This is a genomic window from Methanobrevibacter arboriphilus (assembly GCF_019669925.1).
Lineage (GTDB): Archaea > Methanobacteriota > Methanobacteria > Methanobacteriales > Methanobacteriaceae > Methanobinarius > Methanobinarius arboriphilus_A.
Genome location: NZ_AP019779.1, coordinates 1,188,216 through 1,214,974 on the forward strand (window position 1 = coordinate 1,188,216; position 26,759 = coordinate 1,214,974).

Consider the following 26,759-nt stretch of genomic DNA (forward strand, 5'->3'; position numbering starts at 1 on the left):
ATCTAATTTTTAATTGTATATTAAATAAAAGTTCATATAAAAAATTTTAAGTAATTAAAAAATTATCAAGATAGAAAACTTTAAATATGAATATATGAATATATGTTCATATGTCAAATCAAGGTTGTGAAATTAAAAGTATTAGAGAAGATCTTATTGCTGAAGTAACAAAGAAAATGTCAAGCGATAATACATATCATGACATATCTAACCTATTTAAACTGCTTGGAGACTATAATAGGATAAGAATACTCTGCGCACTTAGTTATCAAGAACTTTGTGTATGTGAACTATCTTTACTATTAGATATAAGTCAATCAGCTATTTCACACCAATTAAGACTACTTAGACATAAAGACATCGTTAAATTTAGAAAAGAAAATAAACAAACTTTTTATTCATTGCAAAATGATGAAATTATCTCAATAATAAGAAAGGCGAATGAATATGGATTCTAAAAATAAAACAGCACCAGAAAACGAAGATAATTGCTGTGACCATGAAGAAAACAATACCGAAGACAACTGCTGTTACAATGAAAATGAAAAAATTGAAAATGAAGACAATTGTTGCAGCCAAGGCCCTGAAAAAACAATAAAGGCACAAGATGATTGTTGCGATCAGAGCCATGAAGAAAACGATGAACAAGATGATTGTTGTAGTCATGACCATGAAAATAGCAATGATGAGCATCAAGGATGTGCCTGTGAACAAGGTATACTTGAAAACATAGATAGTATTGAAGAGAAAAAATCTAAAAAACCATTGATTATATTAGGAATAGGCATATTTATATTTGTAATAGGATATTTTATATCTACAATGAGTTTTAATCTATTCGATCTATCAACCATCTCTGATCTATCAATCAATATTAATCAAGACATAATATCTCAAATAATATATTTAATCGTAGTATTAATTGTTGGACCTAGAATAATAAAACATGGTATAACATCATTACTCAATAAAGAAGTAAAAATAGAATTATTAATAACAATAGCAACCTTTGGTGCATTCCTTCTTGGAGATGGAGGAGAAGGTGCAACATTAATGATTCTGTTTTTCCTTGCAGAATATTTAGAAACATATGCACTAGACAGGTCAAAAAGATCATTATCAAAATTAGTTAAACTATCTCCCGATGTAGCAACTGTAAAAAGAAAAATTGGAAATAGTGGAATTAATAATAAATTTGAAGAAGTTGAAGTTAATGTTAAAGATTTATCCATTGGAGACACTGTGATAGTAAAGCCCGGGGATAAAATTCCAATAGATGGATCTATTATAAAAGGGATTACATCTGTTGACCAATCTTCTATTACAGGAGAAAGTTTAGCAGTTACAAAAAGAGAAGGAGACGAAGTTTACGCTTCTACAATAAATGAAGATGGATATATCGAAATAAAAGTCACTAAAAAATCTAATGAAACAATCTTTTCAAAAATAATTGATTTAATAAAAGAATCAGAAGATAAAAAAGCAAAAATAGACTTATTTATAGATAAATTTGCAAGATATTACACTCCAACAGTTATTGTATTAGCTATGCTTGTTGCAATAATACCAACTTTAATATTTAAACAACCTCTTAATGAATGGGTATACAGAGCATTAGTTTTATTAGTTATATCTTGCCCTTGTGCAATAGCTATTTCAACCCCGGTTTCTATTGTTTCAGCAATTACAGCAGGAACTAAAAATGGAATAATTATTAAAGGTGGAGAATATATTGAGGCATTAGCAGATATAAAAGCTGTTATGTTTGATAAGACTGGAACTTTAACTGAAGGTAAGCTAGAAATCAGTAATATAAACACACTAAATAATTTCAAAGAAAAAGATATGATAGAAATAGCTTGTAGTTTAGAAAATCAATCAAAACATCCAATTGCAAAAGCATTTAATGAATATCAAAAAAATAACAACATAAAATCGCTTAAAGTGGAAAATTTTAAATCTATAGCTGGAAAAGGTTTAAAAGGAGAAATAAACCAGCAAACATTCTATGTTGGTAAAAAAGAACTTTTTGATTATAATGAGAATTTAAAAAACGATATTAATAACCTAAATCTAGAAAGCCAAAATATTGGAAAAACTAGTGTTATTATTGGAAATGAAAATGAGATATTGGGTTTTATCAATTTAAATGATAAAATAAGAGAAGATGGTCCTAAAACTATAGAAAAACTCAAAGATAAATCCATTGAAACTATTATGTTAACTGGAGATAATTCAGCAACTGCTAAAAATGTAGCAAAAAAACTTGGACTTGATAATTACTATCCAAATCTTCTTCCAGAAGATAAAGTTAATATTGTTGAAGAATTGGGTAAAGAATATGAAAATATAGCTATGGTCGGAGATGGAGTAAATGATACTCCTTCACTTGCAAGAGCTAATGTAGGAATAGCTATGGGAATGGGTGGTGCCGATGTAGCTGTTGAAACTGCAGATATAGTTTTAATGCAAGATAATATATCAAAAGTAAACTACTTAATTGATATAGCTAAAAAAACAATGGGAATTATAAAGCAAAATATAGCAATACCCCTAATTGTGAAATCTATTCTAGCAATTTTAGGAGTAATTGGCTATGTTAGTCTTTGGGAAGCAGTTTTGATTGGTGATATGGGATTAACACTTTTAGTAGTAGCTAATGCCCTTAGAATAGGAAAATAGAATTAAAATCTCATTTTTTCTATTTTCAAATTCTAATTATTAAATTAAAAATTATCTAAAGTAACATTATTATCTTTTTCTACTTCCTTCTTAATTAGTTTTTCATCAAAAGAGATTTCCCCATATTTTCCCCCACCACCAGGATTAATATATAAAGATTTATTTCTAAAAGATTCAATAGCAGGAACAAGATCCTCATTGACTTTAGATATTGTATCTATTGGAGCATCAATCAAAATTTCAATTTCATTACCAACATTATCAATTAACTCTTTCCATTTACCCTGAACAGTTTTTGTTGTAACCCCCTTATCATAAACCATACTAATAATTTCAGCTAAAGGAAGTAGGTGTATATAAGGTGGACGATGAGAAGGATGATGGGGTTTATTCCAGGTAGCTATCTGAGAAATTCTAAAATCCACACCTCTTTTTATAGTTCCTCCACAACTACATTTCATTTTATTTTTAATAGCCAAGTTAGGATCTATTAATTTATAACACTTAGTACAGGCAGTCATGTGATATTTACCTAAATTCGGAACAAGACCATAGTTTGCTTTAATTTTGTTGTTTTTAATCGAAGATTTTAAAGACTCGAATGAAATATCTTGAAGTTCTATTTGATTAAACTCCCTACCTAATCTATGTGGCCATGGAGAATGAGCATCAGAATTTGAAAGAAATGGAATATTTTGTAGCTCTTCAATAGTATCAGCCATATCAGTATCTGCAGATAATCCTAGCTCTAAAAAATCAGGTGCTCGACCATAACAATCAATAATACTATCAAATGTTTTGTACATACCAGTCCATGGAGTGAATGCATGAGCAGGGCCAATTAAACAATCATATTCTTTAGCTAAGTCCATAATTTCTTTTCCATTCATTTTAGCTCTAGGACGACCATCTTTATATTTATTATTAGAAACAAGCTTATCTCCTATTTCCCTAGCTATTTCAATATTAGGAATAATAATAAGATGATGAATTTTCTTTTCACCCTCAATTTCACAAGTAAGAATAAAATCACAGTATTTTGTAGAGTATATGCCACCTCCAACATATTCAGTACTTTTTTCAATTATATCTAACCATCCAGGATGAAGAGCATCCCCAGTACCCATAAGTTGAAGCCCCTTTAGCTTTGCTTGAGGAGCAATATTATCTATTAGCATATCTTTTGAAGTTGCCATAGAAAAACAACTATGAATATGTAAGTCTGCATTTACTATCATGTGAAAATATTAGATTATTTTAATATATTAATATGATGATTCTTTTTTTAAAAAAATAAAGTTAAAAGTTAATAATAAAATAAAAAGCTAATAATCAGGAAAAAATAAAATAATAAATCCAAATGAAAATATTTTAATACAATAAAATTTTGATAACTCTATTTAATAACGCCATTTTAATAATCCTATTTTAACAACACTATTTTAATAAATCTATTTAATTATATCTAATAATATTGTTTTAATAGCTTTATTTAATATAATATTTTAATGATGCTATTTTTCTAAAACAGATAAAATCATTCTACAATATCTATCAATATTAACATCCAAATCAAAATCAGGAGATAAAATCCAATCAATAATAAATCCCCTTAAAACAGCATAAATATACAAACCATTCTCCACAGAACCATCAGATAAATTCTTAACAAAACAATTCAGCTTACCTTTTCGAGACTCATAAAGTTTATCCCTAAAAACAGGACGAAGATGAAAAGAATTCATGAAAAAAAGATAATAATCCTTATAATTAATTAAATCAGCTAAAGGAACATTATCACCACTTAAAATATTTATTCCAACATGATAATAAAAAACAAACTTTAATTTCTCAATTAATGTCCCATTATGAGAATCAAGCGCATTTTTAAAAGCATTAGTATTTTCCACAACATACTTATCAATAACATGATCTAATAAATCTTCTTTTTTCTTAAAATGATAATAAATTCCTGATGAACCACACATAGAATTGCATTTCCCAATATCATTAACTGATACATTGTCAAAACCTTTTTTTAAAGATAATAAAAAAGTAGTTTCAATAATAGCCTCTTTTGAAGATCTTTTTAAATACAAAATATCACCTAAACTTTTTAAACAACACCTCCAAATTAAAGGGGAAGTTAAAAAATATAAAAGTATAGTAAGTGAACACTCACTATTTTACATATAATAATATAAAAAAACCTCTATATAAATATTACTACCTAAAAATAAAAACAATAGCTACCCCCACCTTAAAATTAAAATTAAAAAAATATTAAGAAGTATAATAATAATTAAAAAGCAATAAATCTTATTTAAAAAAAACAAGGAAATAAATAACACTCATTACAAAAATAAAAAGAAATTAATATAAAAAATAATGTATCCAATAAATATGAAAATAATTACAACAATAAAAAAATATAAAAAAATATTATATGAAAACATCATAAGAGACATTCAATCAACAATTATTATTAACATTATTAATAATCAAAAAGAGAAGATTGTTTTAAATAATTATTATAAACCTTTATTTTTTCTTTTATAACATTAGAATAATTAGTTTCAACATTATAATCATTTTTAAACTTTTTAATTTTAGAAAAAAGATCATTACTATATTCTTTATTAACTTTACCATTTTTATATAAAAAGAATAAATCATTATAAATCTCAGGAAACTCATTTTTTATAAAATTAAGGAAATATCCTCTTGTTTTTCCATATAAATTAAGTGATCCTGAAATAATGCAATTTACATTAAGTTTTTCTGCATTTTTAAACATTAGATCCATATTTTCATAGCTATCAGTTAAATAAGGTATAATTGGCATAAAATGAAGTCCACAAGAGACATTAGTATTTTTTCTTATCTTTTTTAATATATTAAGTCTCTTTTTTGAAGATATAGTATTTGGTTCAATTGATTTTTGAATTTTATCATCAAGAGAAGTTATGGTTACAGCTATGTTAATAAAATTAATTTCAGATAATTCATTGATTAAATCTAAATCACGAAATATTAAATCAGACTTTGTTGAAATTACAGCAGGATTTTTATGTTTTATTAGTGTATTTAATATATCTGGCATTAATTCATATTCTTTTTCAATAGGTTGATAACTATCTGTTACAGTCCCTACAGCTATCATCTCATTTTTCCAACTAGGCTTAGAAAGCTGAATATCAAGTTTTTCAGCTATATTAGATTTTATATAAATATTTTCAAAAAAATGGTTAGAGATACTAGAATTATTAGAATTTTTAGAATTCAAGCTTTCTTTATAGTTAGATTCAAGATATTTATGAGAATACAAAGCATAACAATACTTACATTTATGTTCACAACCCCTATAAATATTTAAATCCCATTTATAAGGCATAGAACGTTTAGTTTTATTACATGCACTCTTACAAATAATTTCTTTATATTTTTGATTCATTTAATCACTATTATATAATCAAGCAATATAAAATCCAATATATAATAATTTAAATTAATATTTAAATTATTATTTGAAATAATATTTAAAATAATATTTAAAATAATGTTTAAAATAATAATCCAAAATAATGATATTAATTATTTAAAACAAAGATATTAAAATAAATAGTGATAGCTAATGAAAAATAATAAATAAACTAATAAAAAAAGAATAAAAAAATAAAAAGAATAAAAATGATAAAATGATAAAAAGATAAAAAGATAAAAAAGTAATAATAAATCAATGATATATAATAAAAATATTTAAAAATAATAAGGATATTTATGAGAAGATATACAATTACCCGTTCTAATAGAAAAACTATTGCTATTAAAATCAATAAAGATAGTAGCTTAGAAGTTAAAGCACCAGTAAACTTACCTAAAGATAAAATCGATGCGTTTGTAAATTCAAAAGAAAAATGGATAGCTAAACACAGCGAAAGAATTTTTAATAATTATTTTCTTAAAAAACAGTTTGAACTGAATTTTGGAGATTTTGTTTTACTCAGAGGACAAAATAACCAAATTAAATCTTTTAATGGTAAAACAGCAATATACAATAATTACAAAAAGATATTTTTTATACCAGAAACAGCTGAAAAAAATCAAATCAAAGCGATAGTAATAGAATTATATAAAAAAATAGCTCATAATCATATAAATAAAAGAGTTAACTATTTTAAAAATAAAATGGATGTTAAACCTATAAAAATTGGAATTACAAGTGCCAAAACAAGATGGGGAAGTTGTAGTGGAAAAAATAGTGTTAATTTCTCTTGGAAACTGATTATGGCAGACGATAAAACAATTGATTATGTAATAATTCACGAGCTAACACATATAAAACAACATAACCATTCAAAGAAATTTTGGAATATAGTAGAATCTATAATGCCTGATTACTCAGAACAGAAGAAAAAATTAAAAATTTTAGGTGAAAAACTTAATAAAGAAAATTGGGAATAATTAAAAATCATTTTAAGAAGTTATTAAAAAAATTGCTTAAAAAACTTATTTTAAAGATGTAGTACCATCAATACGTTCCATTTCTTCATTCCACGTTTCTGGATTTTTTTTAATATAATCTTCAAAAAGAACCTTACATTCATTATTATCTAAACTAACAACCTCAACACCATTATTTTTAAGCAATTCTTCAGCACCAAGAAGAGTTTTATTCTCTCCAATAACTACACGTGGAATATTATATAATATTATAGCTCCAGAACACATTGGGCAAGGTGAGAGAGTTGTATAAAGAGTAGAATTCTGATAATCCTTACCAGTTAGCCTATTTTTACTATTTGCATTTTCAATAGCATCTAATTCACCATGAAAAATAGCAGAATTAGACTGAATAAGGCGATTATGACCTTTACCAATAATTTCCCCATTTTTAACTAAAACAGCACCAATTGGAATCCCACCTTCAGATATAGACTTTTTAGCTTCATTAATAGCCTTTTTCATGAAATAAACATCATCCATTTAAACACCAATTAATAATATACATAAACACAATTAATATTATATAACTACATATTATTAAATTAAATGTTTAATTCTTAGTAATCAAACTCTAGTTGCATTTTTCATTCTATAAATATAATCTTTTAAATGATCTTTAGAATTATTACCATATTCTTCAATTAGTTTTACTATAGCACTTCCAACAATAACTCCATCAGCTATTTTAGAAATGTTTTTAGCCTGTTTAGGAGTGTTAATCCCAAAGCCCACAGCTATTGGAACATCAGTAACATTCCTTATTTCACCAATAATTTCTTCTAAATCAGTTTTAATCTTACTTCTAACACCGGTCACACCCATTGATGAAACAAGATATATAAAACCAGTAGCATCTTTAGCTATCATCCTTATCCTATCTTTTGAGGTTGGAGCTATTAAAGAAATAATATCAACATCATAAATCTTTGCAATTTTTGATATTTCTCCTTTTTCCTCATAAGGTAAATCAGGAATAACTATCCCATTTATTCCAACATCCTTACACTTTTTAAAGAATTTTTCATAACCATAATAAAAAACAGGATTAATATATGTAAGAAAAACGAGAGGAATATTAGACTTCTTTCTTACATCAATTACTAAATCAAAAATATCATCAGTGTTTATACCTTTAGATAATGCTCTTAAATTAGCATCTTGAATAACAGGACCTTCAGCTATTGGATCTGAAAAAGGTATCCCTATTTCAATTAAATCAGCTCCAGCACTATCCATAGCTAAAATAAACTCAATAGTCTTTTCCTTTGAAGGATCTCCAGCTGTTAGAAAACCTATAAATGCTTTTTCATCTTGAAAAATTTCTGTAATTTTACTCAATTAAATCTCCTCTTCACCCAATTTATTTAATTTTGCTGAATTAGATGATTTAGCTAATTTATCTGACTTATTTGATTTAGCTAATTTATAATTTTTAATTGATTCAGCATCTTTATCTCCTCTTCCAGAAAGACAAACTACAATAATATCATCAGAATCCATTTTTTTAGCTATTTTTATTGATTGAGCTATGGCATGAGCACTTTCAATAGCACAGATAATTCCTTCTTTTTCAGCTAAATATTCAAATGCTTCAACAGCTTCATCATCAGTTATAGGAACATATTCTGCTCTTTTTATATCATTAAGATAAGCATGTTCAGGCCCTATTCCAGGATAATCTAGACCTGCAGAAATTGAATATACTGGAGATATTTGACCATAATTGCCTTGGCAAAAGTATGACTTCATACCATGGAAAATCCCAATTTCACCTTTAGTAATAGAGGCTGCATGATATTCAGTATCAACACCTTTTCCTCCTGCTTCACAGCCAATTAATCTAACACCTTTATCACCTATAAAGTTAAAAAATGAGCCTATTGCATTACTTCCACCTCCAACACAGGCAACAATTGCTGTTGGAAGCTTACCTTCAATTTTTAATATTTCTTCTTTAATTTCACGACTTATAACACTTTGAAAATCTCGAACAATCATTGGAAAAGGATGAGGACCCATTACAGAACCTAAAACATAGTGTGTATCATGAACTCTTGTTGTCCATTCCCTCATTGTCTCATTTACAGCATCTTTTAAGGTTTTTGTTCCAGATGAAACAGGATTAACTTTAGCTCCTAAAAGTTCCATACGATAAACATTTAGAGCTTGGCGTTCCATGTCTTCCTCACCCATGAATATCTCACATTCCATATCTAAAAATGCAGCGCCAGTAGCTGTTGCAACACCATGTTGTCCAGCACCAGTTTCAGCTATGATTCTTGTTTTACCCATTTTTTTAGCTAATAATACTTGACCAAGAACATTATTGATCTTATGGGACCCTGTATGATTAAGATCTTCTCGCTTCAAATATATTTTAGCTCCACCAATATCATTAGTCATATTTTCTGCAAAATATAAAAGTGAAGGTCTCCCTGCATACTCATTGAACAAATTTTGAAGCTCTTCTATGAAATCAGGGTCATTTTTATAAAAGTTATATTGCTCTTCAAGATTAATCAATTCATTCATTAATGTTTCTGGAATATATTGCCCACCATAAATTCCATATCTTCCATTATTCATATCTTTCACATCATCTAATCTATTTAAATTAATTGATTTATTAATATTTGACTTATTAATATTTGATTTATTATTTTTTGATTCTTTATTTTTTGATTTATTATTCAATTTATTAATATTGTCCAAATTATTTATAACTTCATTTATTTTTTTAGAACTCTTAAATCCATTTTTTTCAACACCAGAACTTAAATCAAAAGCAAAAGGTTTAATTTTAGAAGCTTTCTTGATATTTTCACTATTAATACCTCCAGCAAGGAAAACTGGTTTTTTGATTTTTTTAATATCTCCTATTAATTCCCAATTGAAAATTTTTCCTGAACCTTTTCCACTATCTAACAATAAATAATCAACATTAGAATTTTCCCATTTTTCAATAGTTTTTTTTATATTAAATCCATCATCATGCTTATTTTCACTATCCCCATTATTCATTTCAATAGACTTAATAATATTAATATTACTATCAAATTCTTTTAATTTATTTATAAATTCTTCATCTTCATTACCATGAAGCTGTATTATATCAATAATATCATTTTTTATAAGATAAAAAATATCTTCAATATCAGGATCGACAAAAACACCAACAGTAGTAATAGTTTCATCCAAAACATTTTTTATAGCCTTAGCTTTATCAAAACTAATTTTCCTTTTGCTTTCTGCAAATACAAATCCCGCATAATCAGGAACATATTTATTAAGGATTTTTGCATCATCAATTCTTTTCAATCCACAGATTTTAATTTTGATATCTTCTTCACTAACAGCTTTATTCATTATTTCACTCATCAAAAAATTATACATTCTAACTACTTATTAAAAATTGTAATTATTTATTATAAATCATAATTAATTAATATAACAATCAAATATAATCTATATCAAAGATTTTAACTCTTTAATAGCAAATTCCTTATTTTTACTTCTCATAAGAGACTCACCAATTAAAACAGAGTCAATATTATTATCATTTAATGTTTTTATATCTTCAGAAGTCTTTATTCCACTTTCAGAAACAATGGTTATTGAATTTCTAATGTCTTTTGGAATATTTTTTTCTAAATTTAAAGTATTATTAATATCTACAGTAAAATCTCTAAGATCTCTATTGTTTATACCAATAATCTTTGCACCAGAATCAATAGCTATTTCAACCTCATTTAAGCTATGAGTTTCTACTAAAGGGAAAATATTTAAACTATAAGAGAGTTTAATATATTTTTTTAGTTGTTTTGGTTCTAGAATAGAGGTTATTAGAAGTAATGCAGAAGCATCTAATAATTTTGATTCATAGATCATATATTCATCAATTATAAAATCTTTTCTGAGAACTGGAATATTTACATTAGCTACAATGTCTGAAAGATATGTGTCATTACCTTTAAAAAATTTAGGCTCTGTTAAAACTGAAATAGCAGCTGCTCCCGCATTTTCATATTCTTTAGCTATTTTTATATAATCAAATTCATTGCAAATAATTCCTTTTGATGGAGAAGCTCTTTTAACTTCACAGATGAAAGAAATATTATCTTCTTTTAAATATTTCTCAAAATAATTATCTTCAAGTTTATTACTCTTAGAATTATTATTTAATTTATTATTTAACTTATTATTTACTTCATTATCTGATTTATTTTTTAATTTGTTTTTTAAATCTTCAAGAGACATATTCCTTTTTTTATTCTCTAATCTTTCTTCAGTTGCTATTAAAATTTCATCTAAAATCATTACAAACTCAACCAAAAAGTTTTAAAAATATATTAATCAATAAAAATTTAATTATAGTAAATTTGATGCTATTAATCTAATTATTAATCTAATACTATTAATCTAATACTAATAATTTAATACTATTAATTTGATATTATTAATTTAATACTAAATATTGTTAGACATATAAACAAAGTTATCTAGCTTTTCTTTAGCTTTACCACTATCAATAATATTCTCAGCAAGAGTTATACCTTTTTCTAAGTTATTCACCTTTCCAGAAATATAAAGCCCAGCTGCAGAATTAATAATAATAGCATCTCTTTTAGGGCTTTCTTCTCCATTTAAAATATTTAATGCGATTTGAGCATTATTAGATGCAGAACCTCCAGTTATTGCAGACTTTGAAGCTAAATTGAAGCCATAATCTTCAGGATTTAAAGTATACTGAGAAAATTTACCATTTTTTATCTCACAAACAGTAGTAGAGGCCGAAATAGAGATTTCATCTAATTTATCTTGACCATAAACTACCATAGCATTTTTAACACCTAAATTATGAATAACCATAGCTATAGGAAGAACAAGAGATTCTTCATAAACACCAATTACCTCCATATTAGCACCAGCAGGATTGAGCAATGGCCCTAAAATATTAAAAATTGTAGGAATACCTAGTTCTTTTCTAACAGGAGCAACATACTTCATAGCTAGATGATAATTTTGAGCATATAAAAAGCAAATGCCAATTTTTTCAAGTAACATCTTACTTTTTTCAGGTGGAAGTTCGATATTGACACCTAAAAACTCTAAAACATCGGCAGCTCCACATTTACTAGAATATGCTCTGTTACCATGTTTAGCTACTGGAACTCCTCCTGCAGAAATTACAATTGAAGATACTGTAGAAATATTAAATGAATTTGAGCCATCACCACCAGTACCTACAATTTCTAAAACATCCATATCTGTTAATAATTTAACACAATGATTTCTTAAAGAAGCAGCAGAAGCAGTTATCTCATCTATAGTTTCACCTTTCATAGATAAAGCAGTTAAGTAGGAACTCATTTGGACTTTACTGGCTTCACCCTTCATTATTTCATTCATTGATTCTTCAGCCATTTCATAAGAAATATCTTGATTTTTAGTTACTTTTAAAATAGCTTCTTTTATCATGTTTCTACCTCTCAAATTAATTATTAATCATTTTAATTTTAATATTCTAATATTTTACAGTAGTCCATTAAGATTTAAACCCTCTAAAAAAATTTTTAACAATATTATCACCATTAGGAGTCAGTATTGATTCTGGATGAAACTGTAAACCATAAACAGGATATTTTTTATGACATATTGCCATTATTTCATCATCATCTTTTGATTTAGCTATTATAGAAATATCATCAGGAATATTTTCTTTATTCACAGAAAGAGAATGATAACGACCTACAGAAATTTCATTTTCTAAATTATTAAATAAAATATTTTCATTATCAATTTCAATATTAGAAGGTTTTCCATGAACCAATCTCTTGGAATATATAATATTCCCACCAAAAGCTTCATAAATAGATTGATGCCCTAAACAAATTCCGAGAATAGGTATTTTTTTATAAAAATTTTTTATAATATCTACTGATAATCCTGCATCATTTGGTCTTCCAGGACCAGGGGATATCACAATAAATTCTGGGGAAAGTCTTTTAATCTCAGATAAAGTTAATTCATCATTACGAATAACATTAATATTAGGATTCAATTCTCCAATCATTTGATAAAGATTATATGAAAAACTATCATAATTATCTATAAGTAAAATCATTTTATCACCATTATTTAATAAAAATTATAAATTAATATCTTCAGCTAATTTTAGAGCATTTAAGACTGCTTTTGCCTTATTTATAGATTCATCATATTCTAACTCAGGAACACTGTCTGCAACTATACCTGCACCTGACCGAATGAAAACTTTATTTTTCTTAGAAAAAGCTATTCTAATAGCTATACAAGTATCCATATTTCCAGATAGGCCAATATAACCAATAGCTCCCCCATATATGCCTCTTTTATTATCTTCCAGCTCATTTATTATTTCACAAGCTCTAATTTTAGGTGCTCCAGAAAGAGTTCCTGCAGGAAGAATTGCATCTATAACATCCAAAGCATTTTTACCTTCTTTTAATTTTCCAGAAACAGTAGAACCTATATGCATCACATGAGAAAATCTTTCAATAGTAAGATATTTTTCAACATTTATAGAACCAAATTCACTAACTTTTCCAAGATCATTTCTTCCAAGATCAACTAACATATTATGTTCTGCAAGTTCTTTTTCATCTGAAAGAAGGTCTTTTTCTAATTCATCATCTTCTTTTTTATTTTTGCCTCTTGGTCTTGTTCCAGCTAATGGAAAAGTGTATAAATTATCATCTTGTAGTTTTACAAGGGTTTCAGGAGAAGCACCAGCTATTTCAATGTCATCACTTGAAAAATAAAACATATATGGAGAAGGGTTAGTTGTTCTAAGAATTCTATACGTATCTAATAAACTACCTTTTATTTTACAAGATAATGGATTAGATAGAACAACTTGGAATATATCTCCTTCTTTTATATGAAATTTAGCTTTTTTTACTATTTTAGAAAATTCTTCTTTAGAAAATAAAGGTTTAAAATCATCAAGTAGTTTTAATCTATTATCATTTCCATTTATTGGCATACCATTAATTATTATGTCTTTTAATTCCATTAATTGAGTTTTACCTACTTCATACTCTTTTTCAATATTATCTGATTTTATATTAACTATTAAGAAGATTTTTTGTTTAAGGTTATCAAAAACAATTACCTTATCAAATAGCATTAAGTCAAAATCTTTAAAAGACTCATCACCCTCATTATTATTTTTAAATAAATTTTCTTTTAATTTAAGAGAAGGTTCAACATATTTAATATAATCATATGCAAAATACCCTACTAATCCTCCTGTAAAAGGTGGAAGTTCTATTATTTTAGGACTCCTATTTTCATCAATAATTTGGTTAATGTATTTTTTAGGATTATTAGTTTTTTTACTTAAATTCTTATAACCTTTAATATTTAAAAAATTATCCTCACAAGTAATTTCTAAAGTCGGATCAAAGCCTAATATTGTGTATCTTCCCCAATTTTCCAAATCTTCCATACTCTCCAATATGAAACAATGTTTACTATTATTTTTTAAAATTTTAAGCACTTCAATTGGAGTTTTAATATCAGATAATATTTCGCAACAAATTGGAATGACTTTATAGTCACCTTCTTTAAGTATCTTCTTTGCTTTTTCTATTGGTGGAAAATACATTTTATAACTCCTTTTTAATATAATTAATATATTTTTTGTTAATATGAATAAATAATTGTTATTTTGCTTTAAATATAGTTATATATTTCTTAAATTAGAATTTTTAGATAATTTAATTTTTTTATAATGTTATTCAACAAATTAAACCTTCTTTAAAGGAATAACAATTCATAAACCTTTTAATTCAGTATTATTAGTATTTCTTTTTAATTATTTTATTCAATTTTAGAACAAATTTTAGAACTTTACTGTATAAATAAATTATATAAAGTACTATTTAAACCTTTGTAGTACATTATTGTACAGTATATATAATAAATATTCTGTCAAAATTCAATGAAAAATAAAAATAATAAAATTAATGATAAAAGTAACAATAAGAATAAGAGTAATAAAAATAATAATAGTAATAATAATAGTGATAATATTAGTAATATTAATAGTAATACTATAAAGGTAATGATAATATTGAAAATAAAGATCTAAAAATAGCAAAAAATAAAAAAAGAATAATATTAGATAAAAGTCTAATAAAAATAAAAAAGACTAAAAAATAAAAAGAACACTAAAATAAAGAAAATACTAAAAAGAATACTAAAAAGAATATTAAAAAAATAAAGAATTAATATAACTAATTTTAAAATAATGAATAAATACAAAGATTAAATAAATAAAAATTAAATAGATAAAAAAATAATTTAACTATTAACTATTCTCAAATCTATTTCTATCTACAAGTTCTTGCTTTTTACCAGCATTCCATCCACCAGATGAAGATTTAGCTCTGCCAACTTGTTGAACATACCCTGTTATTCTATCATACCATTCAACATCATCACGTTCACCACAAGTAGGACATTGATCATTCAAGCCCTTCATAAGAGTTTTACATTTAATACAAAAGCTCAATGCAGAACTATATGCCCAAAATCCGATATCAGACTTTTTAGCTATCTTATTTGTTAAACTCATTAAAGATTCTGGGTCAGAATAAGATTCACCCATAAATGCATGGAAAATATGACCTCCACCAGTTAAAGGATGGTATTTCTCTTCAATCTTAATTTTATCAACCAATGAAACATTTGAATTGACTGGAACATGCGAAGAGTTAGTATAATAATTAGCTCCAGATTCTCCTTGAGTAATTACATTATCTGAAAATTTTTCTTTATCAAGAGTTGCAAACCTATAAGCAGTTGATTCTGCAGGAGTTTGCAAAATAGTCCATCTAAGACCAGTTTCTTTTTTAAGTTCCTGAGCTCTCTTATTCATATACTCTAATATTTCAACACCAAATTTGTTGGAATTAGGATCATCAATTCCAGATCCAAATAAAGACATTAACATCTCATTAAGTCCTACAAAACCAAAAGACATAGTAGCATTTTCAATTCTATAATAAACATCATCTTCTACATCTTGATTAAGGAAAGGCAATAAATTATAATTATTTAAACAATTAAGTCCCTGTTCTCTTCTAATATTTAATGCTCTAATACCAAGATCCATATAAGAATCAATGTACTCAAATACTTCAGATTCATCTCTAGATTGATAAGCAATTCTAGGAAGGTTCAAAGTAATGTAAGCTAAATTACCAGTTCTTAAACAGTCAGTATTCCAATCTCCAGTCCAATTATCCTGAAGACAAGTTCTACAACCCATATAATTAGCCATATTACCCCTATAATCAGGTAACATATTTGCAAAGTAAGCAGAACCATATTTAGCTGAAAGTTCATGAACTTTAAGTAAATCTTCTGCATATTCATCTTTTAATGACTCTTTTCTAAGAGTATAGATAGTATTAGGGAAAAGATGAGGTTTTCCATCAGCATCCCCTTCAAGCAATATCTCAGTGAAAGCTCTTTGAAGCATCCGAGTCTCTTCCTCAAAATCACCATAAGTACCTACAATTTTCCCTTTAGGACCATAAGCAACTTCATCTTGAAGGAATTTAGGAACACTAAATTCTAAGCCCATACTTGTGAAAGGAACTTGAGAACCCCTTGCTGCATAAGCCATGTTTAGATTATAAATTAACATCTCAACAGCTTGTTTTACTTTATCATAAGGAAGACCGCTTGCAAAAGGAGCTACAAAAACATTCCAAAGAGACATACCTTGTCCACCAGACATATTTTGCTGTGCTGCAAGCATTATCTCTCCAGTATGATTCATTAAGGTTTCTATATGATTAGGAGCCCCAGCTACTGAAGTGTGATCACCAGTACCATCTACTTTAAGCCCATATTTAATAAAAGTACGAATATCATGTTGCATACAATTTAAAGGTCTTCCAGCGAAAAATTCAAGATCATGAATATGTATATCACCAGACATATGAGCATCAGCTAAATCTGATGGAAGCATCTGAAGTAATGCATATTGTTTTAAAGCTTCATCAGCTACATATTTATGAACACTTTCAGGGTTATGAATCATGTTAGCATTATCACGAGATCCATTTTCGATTAAGGAAGTAATATTAAAAACAGGAATACCTAAACGAGTATATCTACTTCTTAAATCCTCTAAACCATGTTCAACTAGCTTAGTGTTTACAATTTCCCTTATCATTGGAGCAGTAAGATATTCAACATTTAATTTTTTAAGTTCTTTCCAAACTTGAGAAGCAATCTCAAAAGCTGTTTCTTGTGAAGCACCAGTTTCTTCAACCAAAGTGTTAGCGATTTTAGCGAGATCAAAAGATTCAATTTTATCTCTTGAAGTTCTAACTTTTAAAGTAGTTGCAGCTAAATATTTATTAGCACTTTCTTCATCAATCTCTGATAATAATTCATAAACTATCTTTTTTATTTCTTTTGTTGAAATTCCATCATAAACTGAAGAAGCAACATTAGAAAGTATTCTATCAGACTCAAAGTAAGGAGCTTCTACCATAACTAATGATTTTAAAAGTTTTTCATAGCTAAAACGCTCCATTATCCCATTATTTTTTTTGACACATATTTTAACCTTATTTGATAAATCATCGGTTGTTTTTGTCTCGTTTTGCATTGCCAACACCCATTTAATAATACATATAAATGTTCAATTTTAAAAATAATTTTTTAATAATCAAACTTACTATAGTAAATTAATTTTTAAATACAAATTAATATTTTAATTTAAATACAAACTAATATTTTATTTAAATATAAACTAATATTTTAAAATTAATTTCATTTTAAATATGAATTAATAAGAATTATTAATAATATTTATAAAAAGAAATATATAAATATTCGTATGATATCAAACAAATAATATGATATAATAATTAGCGAATTTACATACATACCCATGAATTTTCATAAAAAATTAATAATTCATTGTCTAATTATATGTAAAATCTAACATATATAACTTCCTAAATTTTTAATAAAAACGAATTATTCTAATAGCCATTAAATAAATGAAAATAATCAAAAATTAGAGAATTATTAAATTAATTAAACAAAATATAAAAATAAATCTTAATTCTAAACAAATAAAAAGAATAAACAAAATATCTAAAGATTAATTACAAAAAATATCTTCTATAATACAAATATCATTTAAATAAGAATATCTAATAAATAGAAAGTATCTAAAATAAATGAAAAATATCTTTTAAACAAATAATCTATGAAAAAATTCTAATGAAAAGTATTATAAGAAAATATCAAGAGAACTTTGTTTAGATTTATCACTTTCAAAAAGAGAATCGATACCAAACTCCTGTATTTCTAATCTTTGAGTTAAATAATGAGTTATAGGATATCTAGCTACTAAATCCCTTGATATTTCAAGATATTTAGTTACTGATCCTTTTGAAACACTTAAAACTAAATCTGATCCACATTTACATTTTCCTGTGAGAGGCATTCTTCTATATTTAGAACCACAAGAAGTACATCGAACTTTTTGCTTTGAAAATGCTCTTACATTACCCATAATATCTGGAAGGAAATGAGAACTTAATACTCCTTCAACAACACCCCTTTGATCAACAGCTCGAATCTTTTCAGCTAATTCAATCTGTGATTCCACTTTTTCTTTCATAGAAGGAAGAGTTTTATATAAACATATATTAGGACCTGCATGAATATTAGAAGTATTATGAGAAAACATCAAATCTTCATATTGTTTATATGTTCCCAAATGCATTGAAACATTATCAACTAAATCCAAAGCATCTGAAGGTTTAACACCCTCATAAGTTTTCTCAAAGAAGCCTTCTGAAAAATGAGCTAAAACATCAATATTATGGGACTCATCATCGATTTCCTCAGGATCAATTCTTGAAGATAAAACCAAAGGAGCATCCATACTCCCACCACGAGTACTAGGAAGATATGATTTTGAAAAATTAATTAAAGCATCAAGAAGTAACATAACAGAATCTTCATCACTATCACAATTCCTTCTTTTTGCAGAATGGAAATAAGGATGAGCATAACAAGCTAAAGCCTTTGTAAAACCCACAATACGGCCTAAAACACCAGCAGAGGTATGAGGAGCAAGACCTACTATTAAATTACCTATTAAATCTTGTTTTTTATTTACATTATAAAATCTATCCATAGAATAAAATTTATCAAGTAAATCATCCACATAATTAGCTACATTAACTAAATAATCCCCACAATTGTTAGATATAACTACATCTTGGACTTTTAGCTCGATCACTTGGTTTTCATCTTCAATAGGATTTCCATAAGCATCTTTATCATAACCCATTTCAAGTAGTTTTTCTACAGTTACTCCAATTTCTTTAGGAATGAAATGGGTTAGAGGAAGGTCTGTGGAATCATGCCTAATTGTAGCATCTTTAAATGTGAATACTTCATTTTTAGCTCTCAAAACACCCTTTTCAAGAGGTTCAGGAAGTTTTGATTCAGAAATCATTCCTATAACTCCTTTAATCTCATCTACTCGCCTATATGAAACATTATCAGAAGCTTTTCTTAACATTCCAGATAAATTTATATTTTTACGACCTGGAGATCCAATTTCAGTAGGAGAGCCACAATGAGGGCAAATTGAATTAAATGAACTCAACTGACATTGAGGATTTGTACAAACCCTTCTAGATAATTCAACAGCTATTTTTCCTTTTTTAGATGCTTCAGCCACAAGCCGTCTGTTTCCACCGAAATTTCCTATAGGGAATAAAACATGAGGAGCAGGGCGCATTAATCTTTCTTTAGATTTTTCTGGCCTTCCAACTCGAGTTCCAATGTATATAGGGGCTTTATCTTTTATTAGAACTGGAGAAACATTATTTAAAGCTTCAAGACTTGATATATTAGGATTATATAAATCATCCTTAGATATCTCTTTAGATAAAGTATGAATTAGTGCATAAGCATCATCAGGATTTAAAATAACCTTAACATCCTCATTTTTATCAATTCTTCCTTCAATTTTATGAGGAACGCCAATAATCTCTAAAATTCGTTTTTCAAAAGATAAATCAAGTTTAAACTCTTTATCATTTTCATCATAACTTTTTTTATATTTATTTATCCATTTAATTAAAGAATTTAAATCTTTCATAGAAATATCATTATAGCAATATGTATACAAAGGATGTAAAGGAATATCATACTTTTTTGAAATTTCAAAAGCTTCTTCAGCAGAAATATAACTATATTCAGGCATTTCTAATTTACCAAGATTTTCTAAAGTTAAATCAGGATTTGAATCCAAAAGAAAATCGTTTTCATCAAAAATACTTGAATTTTTAATAGTTTCAATCCACCATTCTTCACACCAAGCTGAAGGAAGAAGAGTCTGATTATTTCTTAAAAATTCTCCAAAAGCTACTAACATATCACCTAAAAATAAGATTTCAGCTACTTGACCCTTAACAGCCTTTGCCTCTTTTACAGAATTAATTTTAACTACATTACCATTTTTTAATTTTATAATAGGCCCTTCAATTGAATCTACTGGAACAACACAATTTCCTTTGCCAGGTCTTTCAATTTTAAGTTGAGTTCCAACAGCTAAAAATTCAAGAAGCTGCATTGTAGCAGGATTTACGCCCATAGCTGCAAGTCCAGTATTTCTACTTCTTCCATATCGTAATCTAAATCCTCCTTTTTCTGAAGGATAACCTAAAACTGGACGTCCACCAATAATATCCTGAATATATTTAGCATTTTCTTTAGCAGCCTCATGCTTAGATTTTTCTTCTTTATTTTCTTTCTTATTTTCCTGTTTATCATCTTGTTTATCTTTATTTTTCTTTTTTTCTTTTGAATAACCTTCTAACCAATCCCAACCATCAAGTTTAAGAGTGTGAGAATATTTTAAGACTTTTGCAGATTTTTGAATAATACCTTCAACCATTGCAAGTAATGCTCCTCCCCTAATGTTATTAGTTTCAACACGCTCTAAATCCCTATGAGATACTTCAACCTGGTCAGTTTGTTCGCCAGTAACTTCAACAGGAATATTTTGAGCTGCAAGGCGTACTTCTTCAGGTTTTGGAGAATATTGAAGATTAGTAACCTCTGATTCATAAAGTTCAACTTCTTCTACATATCTCTCAATTTCTGCATCGATTGGTTTATAATTACTAAGATTAGTAGCTACTTTAATACAATCCCCAATGAGAACAGCAAGCGCTGCAGCAGTTCCTCCTGCACTTCTAATTGGGCCTGCAAAATAAACAGCTAAATATTCTGTTCCATCAAAGTTTTTTTTAATTTTAACCTTAGCTATACCTTCTATAGGAGCTGCTACTACACCTTCTGTTAAAATAGCTAAAGCTGTTCTTAAAGCTTGATCTGCAATCTGTTCCCTTTTTGAATCGAATGTTTCTCCAAAAGATTCATATACTTTTTTCTCTTTTCTTCTACCATTATTATTTAAATCTTCTTCGATTTTCTGAGAAGATATTTCAGCAGCTAATTTAAATGCAATTTTTTCACGAGACCATGAAGGATTTTTTTCTTCAAGTTCTTTCATCCTTTTAGCTACTCCCACAGGACCAACAAGTCCTTCAACCCTTTCAGCTAAATCTTTAGCTAAAGGAATTTCAGTTTCAGTTTCAACATCAAATCCTTTAGAACGAGCCTCATTAGCTATTTTATAGAGATAATGGGTTTCTTTTTCTAGTTTTTCAAAATAATCCATTTTTATAGTGTTTTCAGAATCTTCCATCTTACCTAATACATCCTTTAATTAGCTATAACTAAAAAGTAATCCAGATCAGCAAACATTACACTAAAAAAACAATATTTATATGGTTGTGCAAAGTTTATATTACTATGTAATCTTTTGTTCAAACTAGTATTTATTGTTAAGGGTTTAGTTAATTTTATAAATCTCAGTAAAATAATATCAAAAATTATTAAATAATTAAAACTAAGATTTTAATTAAATTAAGATTAATAAAAATAAAATTAATAATATTAAATAAGGTAGTGAATTAAATTTAAGATAGTGAATTAAACAAGAAAAGTTACTAATATTAAAAATAAAAATTAATGATATTTAAAATAAATAAAATTAGTAATAAATAAAATTAGTAATAAGCAAAATTAGTAATATTAAAAATAATATTAATATAAGTATAGTTCAGTTTATAAACATACTTATAAAAATATTCTAATTATAAACACATTTTAATAATATTACTATAAGTATAAATATAAGAAATAATATAATATTTATCAATATTAAATTTATTTATATTTATTATAATCGTATTTATAATCTATTATACTATATTTATATTTCATTATAGGTGATAAAATGGCAAAAAAAGATCAAAATATGCTTCCTCCTACAGGAGCAGGATTAGTACGATACTTTGATGAAGAAAGTACTGGGCCTAAAATTTCTCCAGAGGGAGTTGTTATTGCAACAATAATTTTAGGAATCTTCTGTTTTATATTAAACTTTTCAAATTAAAAATAATAAAATTTTTTTCTAAAACAAAATAATATAATTTATCTAAAATAAAATAATATTATTTCTAATATTATATTATCTCTAAATATTATATTATCTAATTATATAATTCTACTTATTATCTAATTCTAATTAACTTATTTTTAAATATTTAACAAGTAGAGAGCAAATCAAGCTTTCTTGCAACAAATTTAATAGTTCCACCTTGTAAAATTACTGAGATTATTGTAATAAAAAATACAACATTAAATATTGTATAAGCCTCAGGAATTCCTGCAACTAAAGGGTATGTAGCAAAAACTATAGGAACCGCTCCTTTAATTCCTGTCCACGACAGAAATACTTTTTCTTTTAAACTCACTTTAAATGGGATCAACGAAGTGAAAACAGCAATAGGTCTAGAAATAAACATTAAAGCTATTGCTATTGCTATACTAATTCCAGCAGTTTCTAATAGCTGATTTGGGAAAATAAACAACCCTAAAACTAAAAACATTATAACCTGCATAAGCCATGCTAACCCTTCGAAGAAAGTTGTATTTGTTTCATTAGATAATTTAGCATCTTTTATCATTTTAGCATTGCCTATCATTATTCCTGCAATATAAACAGCTAAAAATCCATTTGCACCAACTATTTCAGAAATTGAAAAAGTTAAAACAGCTAAAGCAACTAAAAGAACAGGATATAAACCTTTAACATCTAAATTAACATTTTCAAATAGCTTTACAGATAATTTGCCAGATATAACTCCAAATACTGCCCCAAGAATTAAAGACTTCAAAAATAAAAATATAATACCTTCAATAGAAGTTGTTGGGTGAGTTAATAGTTCTAAAAAACTAATAGTAAGTACATAAGCCATTGGGTCATTTGCTCCACTTTCAAGTTCAAGAGTTTCAGCAAGATTTTTTTTCAATTTTATTTTTCCAGACCTAAAAATTGAGAATACCGCTGCTGCATCAGTAGAAGAAATAATAGAACCCATTAATAAAGAAAGAACTATATCTATTCCCAATAAATAATGAATAAGTAATCCAGTAGCAATAGCTGTTATCAAAACACCAACAGTAGCTAGAACAGCTCCTCTAGAAGCTATTGGCTTCATTTTCTTAGTATTAGTATCCAAACCACCAGAAAACATTATTATAATTAATGCAAATATACTAATATACTGAATATATGCATAATTATCAACAGAAGGAGTAAAAAGAGTATTTCCATTGAAAAAAAGTCCAAGCAGTAAAAAAACAATGAGAGTTGGGACACCAATATAAGAAGAAAGTTTACTTAATAATACACCAGCTAAAAGTAAAGAACCTATAGCTAAAAGTATAAGTTGAATATCAATCATCTTAAATTTTCCATAACCCGATATTAAATTTTTAATTAATTATATTAAATTAACTTTAATTATATTAAATTTTTAATTTTATTTTCAATTTATATAATATAAAAACTATATTTAAGAAAACATTAAGTTCTAAAATAAATTAAAATAATATTTCTGAGTTTTATATTATTACAATATTTTATCTAATTTTTTTATTATATAAGCTTTTTGCCTTGATTTTGAAACAAAAACATTGAAAGATAGTTTATGGATTTATTTCTTCAATATTAAAGATAGCTATAGCACTAACCGCTTCATCACCTATATAAAAACGAAGATTATTTTCATCAATTTGTAACCTATTAAATGCAAGTGTTACCTTATTAATAAATATAAAATGAATTTTTTCAAATTGATATGATATATCATTTTTATTTTGTAAAAATACTGGTTTTAATCCATTATCTAACTCATCAGATTCGATTTTTTTGAAAATATTAACTAAATCCTTTTGATCCATCAAAAACACCTGTAAAATTATAAAAGTTAAAAACATATTGATTAGAATTATACTAGATTAAAACACATATTAGATTAAAATATATTCAGTTAGAAATATATTTAGTTTATAATATATCATGTTAAAGTATATAAATTAAAAAATATTAGGTTAAAAATATTAACTAATCTAAAGAAATATTAAGAAGTTAAACATTATTAAGCTGAAAAATATTAAGATAAAAAAGTATTATTAATATTTAAGCTTTATTATCTAGTAAAAAATAAAGTGAAACTAAAAACACCCAAACAAATCCTATTGTAAATGTTATTCTTTCTAAAAACCCTGCATAATGTTGTATTCCAATGAAATTAGAAAATCCTAAATTTGTTATCAAAAAAGTTATTAATATTATCATACCAGACAAAGAAGAATAAACTAACCATTTTAGTTCTCTTTTATAAGTGAAATAATTTCCAAAAATGAAACAAGCTAATGCTATCCCAAAGAAAAAAATTGTTAAAAACAATTGATTCAAAATACTTCTCAAATATTCATTAGATAACATTTCAGGTGTAGAATATCCATTAATATAACCTGTAGTGAAACATCCTGCACCAATTAATCCCAAACCGCAAATAAATATAAAAATATAAGCCCATTTAGAAATCTGATTAAACCTCATTTTACTTAATTTAAAAAATCCAAATGCAAATAAAACTAGTAAAACCCCTGTTAAAATAAAAGTAAATGATTGTATCCATCCAAAAGATCCAATAGCTAATGAACTTATAGACATTGATAAAGAATTATAAGAATATTTAAAAATTCCTTGAATAATCCAAGAAAATGTAAATATAAAAGATGCAATAGCACCACATGAAATAAGCCATTTATAATTTAGATTCTTTAAAGTATCATTGTTAATGTTTTTATCTTTCATTTGTTCCACCAATAAGATTAATTTATTAAAATTTATAGTTTATTAATATTTATAATTTGATATAAATTAACAATTAAATAAATTTAATTAAAATCAACGAATCCACTAAAAATTAAATTTTAGATTAAAAAATGATGAAACAATTCATGACAAAAATATTAAAAATATTAGAAAGTTATCTAAAAGATTTAAAAATATCTAAAAAGTATATAAAAAATATCTAAAAAATATATAAAAAGATAAAATTATTATTTAATGAATGTACCTAATCTAAGTTCACGAAAAGCTTCATCTAATTCTTCATCAGTATTCATAACAATAGGACCTCCCCAAGCAATAGGTTCTCTAAGAGGTTTGCCTGAAAACAACATGAAGCGTAGTCCATTGGCCCCAGCTTTAGCTTTAAAATGATCTCCTTCATCAAAAATAGCTACAGTCTTATTATCAACAATAATATCCTCATTTTCTCCAAAAAATCCATTTCCTTCAAATATATAAATAAATAAATTATTTTCTTCATTTGATGGAATTTCAAACTCAAATCCTGGATTTAAGCTAATATCAAAAATAGTGACTTGGACATGGCGAGTATCAACACCATTAATATCATCATATGATCCAGAAATAACCTTAACTACACCACCATTTTCTGGAAGATCAATAGATTTAATCATGTCTCTAGTAATATCAAAATAAGCAGGTTCATCCATTTTAGACATTTTTGGCATATTTAACCATATTTGAAGACCAAAAAGTCTATCAGATGCTTGAGGCATCTCTTCATGAAGAATACCTCTTCCAGAAGTCATCCATTGAGATTCTCCCTCTTCAATAGTTCCTCCATTGCCTAAACTATCTTTATGATCAATTTCTCCATTTATAAGGTATGTAATAGTTTCAATTCCTCGATGAGGATGCATTGGAAAACCTAAAATATAATCTTCAGGGTTTTCACTATCAAAAGCATCCAGCATTAAAAATGGGTCAATATCATAGACATCGCTAGGACCAAGAACTCTTATTAAATGAACACCTGCACCATCAATTACAGGTTGCCCTTTTACTGTTTTAAAAATGTTTCTTGTTTTCATTTTTAACCCTCAACTTTTTTAATTAATAAATATCTATTTAAAAAATAAATAAAAAAATTTTATAATAATCAAATTAGCTATGAAGATTTATTTTAAGACACAAATATAAGTATATATTTGTGTTTAATGAGTATTAAAAATTT

20 protein-coding genes are annotated in these 26,759 nt (G+C 26.4%); 4 read left to right on the forward strand and 16 right to left on the reverse strand.

Annotation, left to right across the window (positions count from 1 at the left end):
• The first annotated feature begins 110 nt into the window (after positions 1-110).
• Both MarbSA_RS05315 and MarbSA_RS05320 read left to right on the forward strand, forming a co-directional pair.
• A complete protein-coding gene (locus MarbSA_RS05315; RefSeq protein WP_054835347.1) occupies positions 111-458 on the forward strand; it encodes an ArsR/SmtB family transcription factor in 348 nt (115 codons plus the stop codon).
• A complete protein-coding gene (locus MarbSA_RS05320; protein ID WP_221062019.1) occupies positions 448-2,682 on the forward strand; it encodes a heavy metal translocating P-type ATPase in 2,235 nt (744 codons plus the stop codon). Before MarbSA_RS05315 ends, MarbSA_RS05320 begins: the two co-directional genes overlap by 11 nt.
• A 44-nt stretch (positions 2,683-2,726) precedes the next feature.
• On the opposite strand, the gene MarbSA_RS05325 is transcribed toward MarbSA_RS05320, so the two are convergent.
• The 3 genes from MarbSA_RS05325 to MarbSA_RS05335 form a co-directional block, all read right to left on the reverse strand.
• Complete coding sequence (locus tag MarbSA_RS05325) at positions 2,727-3,920, reverse strand: TIGR00375 family protein (RefSeq protein ID WP_221062020.1); 1,194 nt, start codon at positions 3,918-3,920, stop codon at positions 2,727-2,729.
• Between the two features lie 276 nt (positions 3,921-4,196).
• Positions 4,197-4,781, reverse strand: a complete 585-nt coding sequence (locus MarbSA_RS05330) for a TetR/AcrR family transcriptional regulator (RefSeq protein ID WP_054835945.1) — start codon at positions 4,779-4,781, stop codon at positions 4,197-4,199.
• A 395-nt stretch (positions 4,782-5,176) separates the two neighbouring features.
• Positions 5,177-6,136, reverse strand: coding sequence for an SPL family radical SAM protein (locus tag MarbSA_RS05335; protein WP_221062021.1), 960 nt, complete (start codon positions 6,134-6,136; stop codon positions 5,177-5,179).
• A 326-nt stretch (positions 6,137-6,462) separates the two neighbouring features.
• On the opposite strand from MarbSA_RS05335, the gene MarbSA_RS05340 reads away from it, so the two are divergent.
• The gene (locus MarbSA_RS05340; protein WP_221062022.1) at positions 6,463-7,146 is read left to right on the forward strand and encodes a M48 family metallopeptidase; all 684 of its coding nucleotides are present in this window, start codon (positions 6,463-6,465) and stop codon (positions 7,144-7,146) included.
• 45 nt (positions 7,147-7,191) lie between these two features.
• Here MarbSA_RS05340 and MarbSA_RS05345 read toward each other — a convergent pair whose 3' ends face one another.
• From MarbSA_RS05345 to polC, 9 genes are all read right to left on the reverse strand, one after another.
• Positions 7,192-7,668 carry a nucleoside deaminase gene (locus tag MarbSA_RS05345; protein WP_221062023.1) on the reverse strand — a complete coding sequence of 159 codons (477 nt, stop codon included), beginning with the start codon at positions 7,666-7,668 and terminating at the stop codon, positions 7,192-7,194.
• 84 nt (positions 7,669-7,752) lie between these two features.
• Positions 7,753-8,526 (reverse strand): tryptophan synthase subunit alpha, encoded by a 774-nt coding sequence (trpA, locus tag MarbSA_RS05350; protein WP_221062024.1) that lies wholly within the window; start codon positions 8,524-8,526, stop codon positions 7,753-7,755.
• Entirely contained in the window at positions 8,527-10,554 is a 2,028-nt protein-coding gene (trpB, locus tag MarbSA_RS10495; protein WP_221061101.1) for a tryptophan synthase subunit beta, read from the reverse strand.
• Positions 10,555-10,653: 99 nt separating this feature from the next.
• On the reverse strand, positions 10,654-11,505 hold the full coding sequence (trpC, locus tag MarbSA_RS05360; RefSeq protein WP_221061102.1) for an indole-3-glycerol phosphate synthase TrpC: 852 nt from the start codon (positions 11,503-11,505) through the stop codon (positions 10,654-10,656).
• Between the two features lie 150 nt (positions 11,506-11,655).
• On the reverse strand, positions 11,656-12,666 hold the full coding sequence (gene trpD, locus MarbSA_RS05365) for an anthranilate phosphoribosyltransferase (RefSeq protein ID WP_221061103.1): 1,011 nt from the start codon (positions 12,664-12,666) through the stop codon (positions 11,656-11,658).
• Positions 12,667-12,733: 67 nt separating this feature from the next.
• Positions 12,734-13,312: an anthranilate synthase component II gene (locus MarbSA_RS05370; RefSeq protein WP_221061104.1), complete on the reverse strand. Its 579-nt coding sequence runs from the start codon at positions 13,310-13,312 to the stop codon at positions 12,734-12,736.
• Between the two features lie 24 nt (positions 13,313-13,336).
• Positions 13,337-14,836: an anthranilate synthase component I family protein gene (locus MarbSA_RS05375; protein ID WP_221061105.1), complete on the reverse strand. Its 1,500-nt coding sequence runs from the start codon at positions 14,834-14,836 to the stop codon at positions 13,337-13,339.
• Positions 14,837-15,541: 705 nt separating this feature from the next.
• Positions 15,542-17,860, reverse strand: coding sequence for an anaerobic ribonucleoside-triphosphate reductase (nrdD, locus tag MarbSA_RS05380; RefSeq protein WP_221061106.1), 2,319 nt, complete (start codon positions 17,858-17,860; stop codon positions 15,542-15,544).
• A 633-nt stretch (positions 17,861-18,493) separates the two neighbouring features.
• Positions 18,494-21,970 (reverse strand): DNA polymerase II large subunit, encoded by a 3,477-nt coding sequence (polC, locus tag MarbSA_RS05385; protein ID WP_221062057.1) that lies wholly within the window; start codon positions 21,968-21,970, stop codon positions 18,494-18,496.
• Positions 21,971-22,591: 621 nt separating this feature from the next.
• On the opposite strand from polC, the gene MarbSA_RS05390 reads away from it, so the two are divergent.
• The gene (locus MarbSA_RS05390; RefSeq protein ID WP_080459511.1) at positions 22,592-22,750 is read left to right on the forward strand and encodes a preprotein translocase subunit Sec61beta; all 159 of its coding nucleotides are present in this window, start codon (positions 22,592-22,594) and stop codon (positions 22,748-22,750) included.
• A 151-nt stretch (positions 22,751-22,901) separates the two neighbouring features.
• Here MarbSA_RS05390 and MarbSA_RS05395 read toward each other — a convergent pair whose 3' ends face one another.
• From MarbSA_RS05395 to MarbSA_RS05410, 4 genes are all read right to left on the reverse strand, one after another.
• Entirely contained in the window at positions 22,902-24,104 is a 1,203-nt protein-coding gene (locus MarbSA_RS05395) for a potassium/proton antiporter (protein ID WP_221061107.1), read from the reverse strand.
• 244 nt (positions 24,105-24,348) lie between these two features.
• A complete protein-coding gene (locus MarbSA_RS05400) occupies positions 24,349-24,603 on the reverse strand; it encodes a hypothetical protein (RefSeq protein WP_054835258.1) in 255 nt (84 codons plus the stop codon).
• A 238-nt stretch (positions 24,604-24,841) separates the two neighbouring features.
• Positions 24,842-25,525, reverse strand: a complete 684-nt coding sequence (locus MarbSA_RS05405) for a DUF998 domain-containing protein (RefSeq protein WP_221061108.1) — start codon at positions 25,523-25,525, stop codon at positions 24,842-24,844.
• Positions 25,526-25,773: 248 nt separating this feature from the next.
• Entirely contained in the window at positions 25,774-26,616 is an 843-nt protein-coding gene (locus tag MarbSA_RS05410; RefSeq protein ID WP_221061109.1) for a pirin family protein, read from the reverse strand.
• Positions 26,617-26,759 lie beyond the last annotated feature (143 nt).